This window comes from Lysinibacillus sp. NPDC094177, from assembly GCF_050279145.1.
Taxonomy (GTDB): Bacteria; Bacillota; Bacilli; order Bacillales_A; family Planococcaceae; genus Lysinibacillus.
The window spans coordinates 368368-381875 of sequence record NZ_JBNNTW010000001.1 but is presented as its reverse complement, the minus strand read 5'-3'; the positions used below and the strand labels follow the sequence as shown (position 1 = coordinate 381875).

The window sequence follows — 13508 nt, the reverse complement described above, 5'->3', positions numbered from 1 at the left end:
GTACATTGGAGGAATATTGAATGACAATGGATGATTATTTTTATAATGGTGAGCTAATGAAGTGCTATGAGGAGGCTAAGCAAGTTACAAATGAAAACGAGAAAGCGTTAGCATATAAATATATTAAATTATTGGAAGAGTATGATTTTGATAGTTATCCAAAGCCTACACTGGGTGTTGAAACTCAGCATGCAGAACGAGCGGATGAAAGCTATCCTGAATCAGATACCGTCGTCGAAATTCGTGCGATAAAAGATGAAGAAGCATTTTCTAAGCGTATTAAAGAACTAGAGGATGTAGCGACCATAGGTACTCCAAATGAAAAGGCACATTCATTTTTTATACAGGGTGAACTGTTTTTGTTTGCACATCATTACAATGAGAGTGTCCATTGTTTTAGACAAGCAGTAAAAGAAAACCCTAACAAGGCGTTATATTGGGGCATAACAGGTCAAACGATGCATCGCTTTGGATGGATGCCATTTGATGCACTTGGCTATTTAGAGCAAGCTATTAATTTAGATCCAAAAAATGCGCGTTGGAAATGGAATAAAGCACTTGTCCTTATTCAATTAGCGAAGGATTTGCAGATGGCACCGTTTATGGCAAATGCTGCGATTATATTAGAAGAGGCAATTGCTGATTGTGGCGAGCATCAGTGTTCATTAAAAGATGCTGTCCAAAATACAATAGATAATATGGATAGCTATGTATTTTCATAACATTCAATAGATGCCTCAATAAGTTGGAGGGCACTGAAAAAGTCTATATCTTCTCACATTGCGAGGTATTCAACGATTTAATCGTTGAATACCTCGCTTTTTTCATTTGGCATTGTGACTCTACTGTTGTTTTCCGAAGCATTCCGCTCGCTTTCCGCGGGCGAGCGCCGAGCCTTCTCCTACACTTCGCTTCGTGCGGGGTCTCGTCTGACTCGCTTTCCCGCAGGAGTCGAGCGATGCTTCTCCAAACAACGCAATGTATCACACTATTATTTTAGTTACGCTTTCCTTTATAATAAAAGAATTAATGTGCAGGTGGTACCCCTGATGATTCCAAATCAAGAAACCCTTAATTTAAGTCCATATATGGAGATCTACGATATTGTTGTGCCAAAAGATAATAAACTTCGCCAAATCAATGAACTTGTTGATTTTTCATTCATTTTAGAAGAGTTAAAAACAAAATATTGTTTAGACAATGGGCGTCATGCCATTCCCAAAATTCGTATGTTTAAGTACTTATTATTAAAAGAGATTTATGATGTATCAGACGTCGACCTAGTAGAACGCTCAAAGTATGATATGTCATTCAAATATTTCTTGGATATGGCGCCAGAAGATCCGTTGCTGACGCTACGCTTTCGCACAAAAAACATCTGTTGCTGACGCTACGCTTTCGCACAAAAAAACATCTGTTGCTGACGCTGCGCTTCGAGTGGCTCATTGGGCCTGCATATGAAGGCTCTCAGTCAAACAGAATTATACAATATTTTATGATAATGAGCCTATTTTTCCATATTTTATCCCTATTTCTTTTCGGTTTTGAGTTTTGATTGAAAAGTCGATATTTCATGGTAATCTTAAAGTATAATTATCCCAAAATTTCTATGCGAATTAGATATCATGGATTTATTTAAGGTGAAACTCGTTATTTTTCTAGAACTACTAGCTAGGTGAATTCAACTTTCGATTTGACGGTAAATATAGTTAATCAACACATCTGTGAAAATGTTTGGGATCATAGGAGGGTGTTAAATGTGGGAATTTAATGAGAATTTTTCATCTTTGAGGCATGGCATTCAATTCATCCTATTATCAATGATTTTCTTAATCGTCATTGGATTAGGTGGTGAAAAATTTTATGGCATATTTGGTGAGAATAACTATGTCACGATTCATTTAATGATGGAGATTTTCATCATTGTGGTGACGATGGCTATTTCGATTCAGACGTGGTTAATTTCACCGTATATTTTATCTAATAGGGTTCTTTATGTTGGGGCATTGTTTTTAACATTTAGCTTAATAGAAATGGCGCATGCGCTAACTTATAAAGGAATGCCGTATTTCATTACGGAAAGCGCACCTTATGCTGCAACTTGGTTTTATATGCTCGGTCGATTATTATTATCGATTGGATTTCTTACTATTTATTTTGTTAAGGAGAAGAAAATCAAATTAATTTATCGTTGGTTTATTTATAGTTTGCCGTTTGTAATAATCGCTTTTTGTGTTGTTATCATTTATGCACCAACGCCAATATTGCCACCTCTTATAATAGAAGGTGAAGGTCCTACTGTTTTAAAAAATACTTTGCAATATATAGCTATTGCGTTCTTGTTGGTGATTATGGTCCTATTGTTGAAAAATTTCAATAAAGCACCGAAAATTGTATTTTTATTATTAGGTAGTTCAATTTATTTAATAATGAGCGATTATCTATTTACAATTTATCAAGATGTTTATGATATTAAAAATTTCATAGGACATATTTTTGAGTTAAGTGCATTTTATCTTTTATTTAGAGCTGTTTATTTTTCATCTATTGAAAAACCTTTTCAACAATTAATTGATACACAAGGGCATTTGGAAAAGTCTCGCGAAAAGATGCGTTATATGGCTTATCATAATGAAGTTACGAATTTACCAAATGAACGTTTTTTGATGGAATTATTAAAAAGAAATTTATACATATCTAAATCTCAAAAGGCTATTCTTGCTATCGGGATAGAAAGAATTTCTGCTATTAAAGCATCTTTAGGCAGTACATATGCGGATCAAATGATCAGTCTAATAGCGCAAAGGCTGAAAAATGTTTTACCAGAGGAGTATCCTCTATGCATGCTGAGAGGAGATTATTTTGTTATTTATATTGATGAGGTGAATAATACCCATCAACTAACTCAGTTAAGTCAACAACTTCAGTTTGTCATGGAAGAATCATTCCAAATACAACATTTTTCTCTAAATAGTCAATTAAATATTGGCATTGCGTTATTTCCTACAGATTCTTACAAGGAAGAGGAACTCGTAAGATTTGCAATGTATGCTATGAATGAAGCACATAAAACGCCTACACGAATACGGTTTTATGAGTCCTCAATGTCTAGCGGAATGACAGAACGACTTTTATTAGAAAATGATTTACACGATGCATTAGCTAATCAAGAGCTTTTTTTAGAGTATCAGCCACAACTAGATTTACATACAGGCCAAATTAAGTCAGTAGAGGCTTTAGTCAGATGGCAGCATCCCAAAAAGGGTTGGATTTCACCAGGAGTCTTTATTCCAATCGCTGAGGAATCGGGATTAATTATTCCTATTGGGCAATGGGTGCTAGAAACAGCCTGTAGACAAGTGAAGAAGTGGGAAACAGCTGGGCTACCGCCAATTAAAGTAGCAGTCAATCTGTCATTAGGTCAACTTTTTCAGCAAAATTTAGTTGAAATGATTCATAATGTTCTTGAGAAAACACAATTAGAACCACGATATTTACAGCTAGAGATAACCGAAAGTATGACCATCAACATCGATCATATGACGACAATCTTACACAAATTGAAGGCACTTGGGGTTACAATCGCAGTAGATGATTTTGGGACGGGCTATTCGTCATTGTCTTATTTAAAGGATTTCCCTATCGATTGCTTAAAAATTGATCGGTCCTTTGTTCAGAAAATACAATCGAATTCCACAGATAAGGCATTAGTAGATATGATTCTTTCTATGGCAAAGCATCTACAGTTAAAGGTAGTTGCAGAAGGAATAGAAGAGATAGAACAGCTATCGTATCTAGTAGAAAGCAAATGTGATACTGTACAGGGCTTCTTATTTAGTAAACCAATACCTCCAAATATATTACAGGAGAACTACGAAACACTTCACAATGATGCAAAGTATATTTTAAATTCAATTACTGTATCTGAATAATATAGTGTTATTTTCAAAACATCCTTGTTTCATCTTATTACAAGGATGTTTTTTTGAGCTACGAAAATCTATTATAATCTACATTGCAGAGCTAAACGTTACCCGTTTCTTTATGTTCTACAATCATGGTATGATAATGGGGAAAAGATTTGTAGATATAAAGGACGGGTTTTTTGATGGCACAAGAAGTGGCAAATAAATTTATTGAAAATGTATGTAATCATTTAGTACGCAATATGAATATTACGAAGGTTGAAGAACACTTTAAAGAGACAATAGAGATACAACGTAAATCAGCGCAATCTCAAATTGATTTTTGGGATAATTTAATGATAAATATGCTGTATTTTACTGAAATTGAGCAAGTTTGGGAAAAAGAATTTTTGAAGATGCTCGAAAAGAAAGAGTGGTTAAGGGCCACTGTACTTGAGGAAGAACTATTAATGCATCAAATGCGTATTCGTCAGCATGTCGCGGAGCAAATGGATGTTGCTAAAGAATTGTTCCATAAGCAGTATGAGACAGAAAATGTTACAGAGGAAGATATTGTTTATGATTATGCTTATAGCTCTGCTGGACATTCAATGCGCGTAGATTTATTAACAGTACTTGTCTCAACACCAGAACAATCAAAAGTGCTATTTAACGCAGATCCACAAGAAACGATTCGCATAATTAACGGCTATATTGCTTATCACACTGACGGGATTATTAATAAAGTGAAACTTTAATAGCGAAGAGCCTTTGTGGGATGGCGAATAATGAAGCATCCTGTTTTTGACCAGGTATTATATGTAGTATAATAAGGTGGTACTAAGTTTCACCTGAAAGGAATTTAAATCATGAATACACCATTTACATTTAAACATACACAACCAACGAATATGGACCCAAATAAAAAATATCCAGCGATTTTTTTATTGCATGGAATGGGAAGCAATGAAGACGATTTACCGCAATTAGTGCAGGACTTTAAAGAGCAATGCCATGTTTTTAGCTTACGTGGACCTATTACACATAAGCCGGGCTATGCTTTTTTCACGATTCAAGAGGTCGGTAAACCAGACCGTGAAATTTTCGATAAAGTGTTAGTTGCTCTACAACGATTTATACTAGAGGCTATTGATGAATATCAAATTGATCCACATAAAGTGTACTTGCTTGGATTCAGTCAAGGGGCAGTTTTGGCACAGTCACTTGCTTTTGCAATGGGGAATTTAATTACGGGAATAGTAGCATTAAGTGGCTACACGCCAAAATTCGTGACAGAGGAATATGCAATTCGCCCAGTCAATCATTTACATGCATTTATTTCTCATGGTGATTATGATTATGTCATCCCGTCGCAATGGGGCGCTGAAAGTAAAGAAAAATTTGAGCAATTTGGTGCTACTGTGACATTTAAACAGTATCCAGATGGTCATGGTGTTACACCGGAAAATCTGCGTGATCTAACTGCATTTTTAGCACAGGAATTACAAGGTAATATTCAATGAAATGAAAAGCCGAGACACGAATGATGTCTCGGCTTCCATGTTTTTGAAAACTATTATAATAAATAAAGTATGGTTCTTAGCCAAAGCGAGGGGTTGATTTCCGTTCCGGCTGGGCGCTTTCCTGGGGGCGTCCGATGAGCCGCTTCGCTTCGCTGCAGGGTCTCATCTGTGACGCTGTGATCCCCAAGGAGTCGCCCAGCCTCCACTCCAATCAACCACTTCACTCAGCGTGCATTTTCTGGCATATAACTCTAATTAATAATGATAAAACTAAACTTCAGTAACAAGTCTTATGCGGCTGCAACAATGTAATCTATGCAAAAGCGCAGTGCAACGTAGCGACAATTACAATGAAAGGCTAAAGCTTACCCACAGGAAAACTGCTCCGCTTTGGAGAAGAAGTGATCAGATAAGCCATCTCCTCTCATTGATAAAGAAGCGGCGCTCAAATAAATCCTAGATCTGAAAAGAAAAACACCTTTATTTAAAACACGCAGCATTCACAAAATTCTCTTGACTATTTTGTTTTCAACAACATGAAAAGGAGGCTGGGACATAACTAAATGGTTCCTTTATAAAGCCGAATAATCTCTAAATTAACAAAACACGATAAATAGAAAAACCGAACTATTCCGAAACACTTCATGAGCGTTTCATTGGATAGTTCGGTATTTTTGTTGGCTGAAACACTTTTGTCCCAGCCTCTTTCATTTTTTTCTTTAGTAGATTAATCAAGCGCTATTTTGATAAGCTTCGATCTTTGTCAGTCACAGCAGCTACTGCATCGTGAATCGTTGTTTCAAAATGATTGCTTTGTAAAGAGGATACACCTTGAATAGTTGTCCCTCCCGGCGAGCATACCTGATCTACAAGTGCCCAAGGATGTTCCTGTGATTGTAAAATCATTTTTGCACTGCCGAGTACTGCATTTGCCGCAATATCAAGCGCCATGTTTTTTGGCATCCCTTCACGTACAGCAGCACGTGCTAAAGCGTCAATATACATATAGGTGAATGCTGGTGATGCACCACCAATCGTTGTAAATATGGAAAATAAGTGTTCAGGCACTTCGATAATTGTACCAACTGTTTCAAATAGTGAAATGACACGCTGAAGCTGAACATCTGATACTTGTTCACTCACTGTATAGCAACTTGTCGAGGCACCGATAAGCGCATTAATATTTGGCATTACACGAATAATAGGGGTAACTTCAGATAGGTAACCTTGTAAATATGTTATATTTTTACCAGCAGCAATTGAAACAATGACATGGTTGTCTTGTAAATGCTTTTTCACCTCTGGTAAAACATCTGGTAACATTTGGGGTTTGACACCGAGGATAATAACGTCACAATTTGACATAATATCTTCAATAGAGCTTGCGGCTTGAATACCGTAAGAGGTTGCTAATTTAGTTGTTTTTGCTTTGGTACGATTATAGCCGTAAATTAAAGTAGAATTAAAATCTCCGCTTTTACACATTCCTTTAATAATGGCTGTAGTCATATTTCCAAGGCCGATAAATCCGTATTTCACGTGTTAGACACTCCTTCACATAGTTAAAACATACACCTTAGTATAGAGTAGATTGTTTTACTTGAATAGTAATATGCAAAGAATCAAGTCAATTAGGTTCAAATTCATGTCAGTCGGTGGTATCATAGAAGATGTTGTGAATGAACGTGTATCTCTATGTTCATTAGGTAGAATATAAAGGGTAAAGAAATCATGTACTTTATGTGAACATTGAGACAGACTCTATCTAAAAGAGGTAGAATAATAATTTGATATGTAATGCAAAATTTGTCGCTTTCTAATGGCAAAGCGTTTAGAAATTAAGAGAGAAAAGGAATTAAGATGAATGGAACAAAATCTAAAAACGGAGCAAAAACTACAATCTTCCAAGAAGTCATTGGAGAAGTCCTCACGCTCTTCTATTTTAGCGCAAACAGTAAAAACAGGAATCATTAAATCCAATCTAATCCCTATGTGGGCTGGTTTAACGCTAGGTATGTACAAAAATAAAATGACTTTTGTAGAGAATATACCTGAAATTATTTTCGCAACGATTGGCTCAGCACTTGTTATTGGTGCTGCTGGGGCATTTAATAATGTGTATGACCGCGACATCGACGCTATAATGCCACGTACGCAAAGTCGACCAACCGTAACTGGTGAAATGTCAGCTAAATCAGCGTTGATTTTAGCATTTGCCATGCTCATTATTGGGGCAGCTGTGTTGGCACTTGCTTCTCCATTAGCTGCAGGATTTGGTCTCTTAGGGGTATTTTTATATGTAGTACCTTATACAATGTGGACAAAACGACATACGATTTATAATACGGAAATAGGGAGTATAGGTGGGGCGATTCCAGCTTATATTGGTTGGGCCGCTGTTTCTTCTGATATTACACATCCTGCGATACTTGGCCTATTTTTCGTTATGGTTATTTGGCAGATGCCTCATTTCTATGCCATCGCCATTCGTAAGCATGCCGATTACGAAGCGGCCAGTGTTCCAATGCTTCCGGTTGTTAAAGGGATGCGACGCACTTATTATCAATCGAACTTTTATTTAATCTTATTAATATTATCAAGCTTATTATTTGGTACTTTAAGTGTAGGCATTATGCTTGTTGCACTATTGTTAAGCATTGCATGGCTTATTATGAGTATTTACGGTTATCACAGTAATAAAGATCAAATAAAGTGGGCGACAAAAATGTTTGTTTTCTCACTTATCCATATGACAATTTTATTTACAACGGTTATTGTATACTCTTTAGTAGGTGTTATTTTTAAATTGTATTAAACCTATATCTAGCACGAAAAGCCAACAGGTTATTCTACACTTGTTGGCTTTACCTTTTCCACTGATGTTATTTGACGACTTGGCCAATCCAATGCGTGTAACTTACCTCCAAAAACAGCTCCACCATCAATACCGATAATATTATTTTCACCAAAATAGACACTGTAATCTGTTGGATTTTGGTGAAGTCGATAGGTAGGTGTATGGCCAAAGATTACAGTTTTCTCACCTTGATAACCTACATGAAATTCTTCACGAATCCATAGAAATTGTATAGGATCTGTCTCTGCCAAAGCTACTCCAGGCACAACACCGCCATGTACAAAAATGGCATCCTCTAATTCGATGTAAGTATCAAAAGTTTCGATAAGTTGTAAATGTTCTTCGAGCTTTGGTAAGGTCTGAATAAAGCTAGATAACGTATCGTTTTCAATGGCTTCCTTAAAATCTTCTAATTGATATCCATAGCTTGCAAGTGTGGCATTGCCACCGCAAAGTCCCACCCAATGATTCCAGGGTTTAGGATGGCCAGAGCGACAAGCTTTTAGCATTATGGCTTCATGATTTCCTAGTAGAACACGTGCACCTTTTGCTTGCAATTCACCCACTAAGTTTAAAACGCCACATGATGCAGGTCCTCGATCAATATAATCGCCAAGTAAAAATAACTGATCCTGCATAGTATCATAATTAGCTTTTAATAATAATTCTTCAAAAAGTTCTAATTCCCCATGTATATCACTAATTGCTAGTATTCGATCCATAAAAGAGCATCCTTTCCAGTATTAGAGAAGCTGTTATTAAGTATAGAGAATAGTTTTACAAATTTCGACTAATGTAACTTTAACAAAAGGTTGAAGGTAAGTTTCTCACTCCATACTATCGGTTTCTAGTTACACTTTAGCATATGACAAAGTGATTCCATTTCTTTATTCAATTGTCTTTAGGGTTTGAATAGTGAAGGGGGAGAATTAGATGCTACAGCCATCTCAGCAAAATATGAAGAAAATAGTGATGCCATTTTAAATAGATTTATCTTCATCCAGTGATATTTTTGTAGCGAAAGAAAAAGATAGCCTCTCTCTAAATGCCGGAGATGAAGGTAATTTAAAGACACAAGGTATAAAGGCATTGTGAAAAGGGATAGTAGGGGGAGAGGAAGCCATAAATAAAGAAAAAGAGCGAATGGAGAAGATAGTGGCACAAGTGTAGCATTACAAAGTTTTTTGCAATGCTAATACTACTCGGGCATAACGTAGAAGTATTTGTATGTAATGCTTATACGTTATGCAGAGTATTTAATTATTCTTGAAGCTTTTCCCATGCTTGCTTGGCTATTGACTCGTCAAATGTTGATACTAGTCGATAGTTTTCTGTATCTAAAATTCGAAAATGCTGACTAATGACATTTTGCTGTAGGCGATAACCATTGTACTCGCTAAGATTTTTCCACCATATGTATCCACCCATCGTTTTTTCCTTAGGTTGTAGTGTTCCATTATTAGCGATTAAGTCGACAACCTCAAGTGGATCGCCGCCAAGCTCATGCTGTAAAATTGAGCTTTCTCGGCATAATGCGCAAACCGCAACCGTTGTAGTCCAACCAGTATGAATACGACCTTTTTCAATTTGAACAAGTGTTTTTTTAGAGAGGCCTAGTAAATCACTCATTTGATCCTGTGTTAAATCTTTTTCGGTACGGATTAATTTCAGTTTTTCTGAAATAAGTGTGATTAATTGTTCACGATCCATCCAAACACCCTTTCTTTCAGATAGTTAAATACTATTATACATGAAAGTGTGAAGAGGTGGTTTCTGTTTCGAGAGTAACTGAGGTTAAATTGCGAGTAGAGAAATTAATAATTGTAACGTAAAAAAAGACTGTCCCTCAATCTATTCATTGGGACAATCTGTTGGATGTTTAAATCTCGTATTTTTTCGTGTCAGAAATAACGCGGAAATGAATACCTTTAATTTGAGCGCTTACTTTATGACGTAGTGTATCAATATCTACTAGCTCATCGTTATCATTGACACATTCTGCAATTTCTTGTAATAGCATCGTAAATGCCTCTTTGAAGAGTAAACGCATATTATCGAAATCTAAACTACGGAAGTTTCCGTCAATATCAAATGCCTCTACAGAATTTAATTGCTTTGAAGCACCAGCAAAGCGATCATCGTACACCGTATAGTTTTCATCTGTTACTACGATAATATATAATACTTCACCTGTAATTGTTTTTAATTCAATGTTAGTTTTGTGTTTTTTGACGTCGGTAATGATGTGAATACCGTCCGAATGATATAGCTTAAACAATTTCATATGTAATACCCCCTGAAAATAGAATCATATCCATATAATTATTATATATGGATATGCCTAATAATGGAATAAGACAAAAGTATTTGGAAAAACTAGAATAGCCCTATTTGAATGATAATTGTAATGCTAAATTTGTTAAAAACTAGCGAAAAATTGTATCGTATTATGCTTCTAATACAGTAGGTATAATATTGCGAAGGGGACGAACCTCGATGTAATGAATTCGATGGCCTTGCTGCTCATAAATACTAAATAGATATGGGGCTAGCTCAATATTTTTAGTTGCTTTAATGCCATTATTCACTGTTAAAAACCAACCGCCCAATGTTTCGACTTCTTCTGCTTCAAGTGTCACATTTAATAGTTTTTCAACATCTTCAATGAGCATTTTTGCATTTAAAATATAGTGATTGTCACTTACTTTTCGGATTTCTGCAATTTCATCATCATCGAATTCATCACGAATCTCACCGACAATTTCTTCTAAAATATCCTCGACTGTTACAAGTCCTGATGTCCCACCGTATTCATCCATTAAAATGGCTAAATGAATTCGCTCTTTTTGCATACGCACAAGTAAGTCTTGAATTGGAATAGTTTCAATTACTCGTATGACAGGATTAATGAAATCTTCAAGGACTAATGAATCATCTGTAAGTTGCTCAAGCAAACCATGAGTAAACAATTCCTTGGCATTGATGAAGCCTAAAATATTATCACGATCACCATCGTAAATAGGATAACGAGTATATTTTTCAGCGGCGATAAAATGAATCATATTTGTAAAAGTTTCATTTTTTTCAATTCCAACAATCTCTGTTCGAGGAACCATAATTTCACGAGCAATACGTTCATCAAATTCAAAGACATTATTTACAAACTTTAGCTCTGTTTTATTGATTTCACCATTTTTAAAGCTTTCAGATAGCAGTAATCGTATTTCTTCCTCTGTATGTGATAACTCGTGCTCAGAAGCAGGCTTCATACCAAATATGCCAACTAATACTCGAGCTGAGCCATTCAAGAACCAGATAAATGGATACATCACTTTATAGAACAACATAATAGGCTTGGCAAAATGAAGTGTAATCGTTTCAGCTTTTTGAATCGCAGCAGTTTTTGGTGCCAACTCCCCGACAACAACGTGTAAAAATGTTGCAATGGCAAACGCACTACCAATTGTAAAAACCGTCATATATTTATCTGAAATGCCGATCAAATCAAAAAGAGGGTGTAACATAAATTCAAAGGTTTTTTCACCGACCATCCCGATACCAAGTGCTGTTACAGTTATACCAAGCTGACAGGCAGATAAGTACTCGTCTAAATGATTAACAACATACTTTGCAGAAATGGCTCTTTTATTGCCTTCCGCAATCAATTGGTCAAGCCTTGAGGAACGCACTTTTACAATGGCAAATTCTGTTGCCACAAAAAATCCAGTTAAAGTTAATAAAATGGTGAAAATCGATAAGTTGAGTATGGTCTCCAAATAGTCGTTCTGTATGGACAGAACGTCACCTCCTAATTATGAATAAGTAAAAGTAAAGATTGCATGAGTGCAATACTTTCGGGTGAAACATTTTTTTTTATTTTTTCAATATCTTTATTATCTTGTTTGTTTATTTGTTCAAGTAGAGAAGTTACATCCTGCTCTAAATCTTGCATTTTTACACGTAGCATTTGTACATTGATTTCTTCATACGGTGTGATGTTTAGTTCATGTTGTATTTCTATGAGTGAACGACCTTGTTGTTTGCGTTGCTCTATAAAATGAAGTCGTTCAATCATTGAAGGGGTATAGTAGCGATAATTGGATGCAGAACGTTCTGCTTCTAATAAGCCAATGTTTGTATAATAATCGATTGTTCTTTTTGTAATGCCTGTTTTTTCTGCAAGCTCGCCAATTTTTAATTTCTCTGTCCCAATGCAAACACCTCCAAACCATCACGTGATACTTTGATTATAACTTGCTGGTTTAGTTAGTTTCAAATAGAAGAGCCCGATATTTCTAAATTGTAAGATTTCTTGAAGGGGGGTGGGCTTATTTACAAAAGAACTGCCACCGGGCGAGATTGTTTTAGGCGCAGATGTTATAATTATATTTTGGACATCAACAATACAATTTTCTATTCTGAGCTCAGTAACTGTCTTTTTATATTTATTCCACAGACTATTTAATAAAAGATATAAAGAGTAGTAATAGCAACAATCTTTTAGAAAACAGCTTAAAAAACAATCTCATATATTGAAATTTGCTACAGATAATGTATATCATGTCAATCGTTACAGTGTATAAGGGAGGTTATTATGAAGAAGGTATATAAGCTTATCACTATATTGCTCGCGGCAGTGTTTGTTTTTTTTCTTTGCCTACACTTACTTATCGTGTCTCAAGGCAAAGATACTGCGAAAGAAAATGCAGATTACCTCATTATTTTAGGTACACGTTTATCGGGGGATCAACCGTCTAGTCTGCTGTTCGAGCGCATCAAGACCGCAGCTACATACTTAAAAGAAAATCCAAATACAATTGCAATTGCTTCTGGTGGCCAGGGGCAGGACGAAATTGTGTCTGAAGCTTCTGTAATTAAAGAATCATTAATGCAATTAGGTATTGATGAAAAACGAATTATCACCGAATCAAAATCTACTCGCACTCTTGAAAACTTTCAGTATTCATTGGATTACATAGCCAAAGATTCCACAGTTGTAGTTGTGACAAACCGATTCCATCTATATCGAGCTGAATCCATTGCTAAAGATTTAGGACTTAACGTTACCGGCTTACCAGCTGCAACACCATCAGAATATCGTATTAAGTATTACTCCAGAGAATATTTAGCTATCGTGAAGTATTATTTAGAAAAAATACATATCCTCACCTAGCATCACATTCTTCTCGCGGTTCACGAAGTATCAAAACAAAAAGACAGAAT

12 protein-coding genes and 1 pseudogene are annotated in these 13508 nt (G+C 35.8%); 7 read left to right on the top strand and 6 right to left on the bottom strand.

The window, feature by feature from the left end:
* Window positions 1–20 precede the first annotated feature (20 nt).
* The 5 genes and pseudogenes from ACQKNC_RS01815 (at window position 21) to ACQKNC_RS01795 (ending at window position 5428) form a co-directional block, all read left to right on the top strand.
* Window positions 21–722, top strand: a complete 702-nt coding sequence (locus ACQKNC_RS01815) for a tetratricopeptide repeat protein (RefSeq protein WP_427423183.1) — start codon at window positions 21–23, stop codon at window positions 720–722.
* Between the two features lie 327 nt (window positions 723–1049).
* Window positions 1050–1373, top strand: a pseudogene (locus tag ACQKNC_RS01810) (transposase); the annotation flags it as partial.
* 384 nt (window positions 1374–1757) lie between these two features.
* Window positions 1758–3932 (top strand): bifunctional diguanylate cyclase/phosphodiesterase, encoded by a 2175-nt coding sequence (locus tag ACQKNC_RS01805; RefSeq protein ID WP_427423182.1) that lies wholly within the window; start codon window positions 1758–1760, stop codon window positions 3930–3932.
* Window positions 3933–4108: 176 nt separating this feature from the next.
* Window positions 4109–4663 (top strand): hypothetical protein, encoded by a 555-nt coding sequence (locus ACQKNC_RS01800; protein WP_427423181.1) that lies wholly within the window; start codon window positions 4109–4111, stop codon window positions 4661–4663.
* 111 nt (window positions 4664–4774) lie between these two features.
* Window positions 4775–5428 carry an alpha/beta hydrolase gene (locus ACQKNC_RS01795; RefSeq protein WP_427423180.1) on the top strand — a complete coding sequence of 218 codons (654 nt, stop codon included), beginning with the start codon at window positions 4775–4777 and terminating at the stop codon, window positions 5426–5428.
* Window positions 5429–6166: 738 nt separating this feature from the next.
* On the opposite strand, the gene proC is transcribed toward ACQKNC_RS01795, so the two are convergent.
* Window positions 6167–6967 carry a pyrroline-5-carboxylate reductase gene (gene proC, locus ACQKNC_RS01790; protein WP_427423179.1) on the bottom strand — a complete coding sequence of 267 codons (801 nt, stop codon included), beginning with the start codon at window positions 6965–6967 and terminating at the stop codon, window positions 6167–6169.
* Window positions 6968–7292: 325 nt separating this feature from the next.
* Here proC and cyoE point away from each other — a divergent pair, with 325 nt between their 5' ends.
* Complete coding sequence (cyoE, locus tag ACQKNC_RS01785) at window positions 7293–8243, top strand: heme o synthase (protein WP_427423178.1); 951 nt, start codon at window positions 7293–7295, stop codon at window positions 8241–8243.
* A 29-nt stretch (window positions 8244–8272) separates the two neighbouring features.
* On the opposite strand, the gene ACQKNC_RS01780 is transcribed toward cyoE, so the two are convergent.
* The 5 genes from ACQKNC_RS01780 to ACQKNC_RS01760 form a co-directional block, all read right to left on the bottom strand.
* On the bottom strand, window positions 8273–9007 hold the full coding sequence (locus tag ACQKNC_RS01780; protein ID WP_427423177.1) for a metallophosphoesterase: 735 nt from the start codon (window positions 9005–9007) through the stop codon (window positions 8273–8275).
* Between the two features lie 538 nt (window positions 9008–9545).
* Window positions 9546–9995 (bottom strand): helix-turn-helix transcriptional regulator, encoded by a 450-nt coding sequence (locus ACQKNC_RS01775; protein ID WP_427423176.1) that lies wholly within the window; start codon window positions 9993–9995, stop codon window positions 9546–9548.
* Window positions 9996–10164: 169 nt separating this feature from the next.
* Window positions 10165–10569 (bottom strand): hypothetical protein, encoded by a 405-nt coding sequence (locus ACQKNC_RS01770; RefSeq protein ID WP_427423175.1) that lies wholly within the window; start codon window positions 10567–10569, stop codon window positions 10165–10167.
* A gap of 163 nt (window positions 10570–10732) precedes the next feature.
* Window positions 10733–12061 (bottom strand): hemolysin family protein, encoded by a 1329-nt coding sequence (locus tag ACQKNC_RS01765; RefSeq protein ID WP_427423174.1) that lies wholly within the window; start codon window positions 12059–12061, stop codon window positions 10733–10735.
* Window positions 12062–12093: 32 nt separating this feature from the next.
* The gene (locus tag ACQKNC_RS01760) at window positions 12094–12477 is read right to left on the bottom strand and encodes a MerR family transcriptional regulator (protein ID WP_427423502.1); all 384 of its coding nucleotides are present in this window, start codon (window positions 12475–12477) and stop codon (window positions 12094–12096) included.
* Window positions 12478–12879: 402 nt separating this feature from the next.
* Between ACQKNC_RS01760 and ACQKNC_RS01755 the strand changes: the two genes are divergently transcribed.
* On the top strand, window positions 12880–13458 hold the full coding sequence (locus tag ACQKNC_RS01755) for a YdcF family protein (RefSeq protein ID WP_427423173.1): 579 nt from the start codon (window positions 12880–12882) through the stop codon (window positions 13456–13458).
* Window positions 13459–13508: the final 50 nt, after the last annotated feature.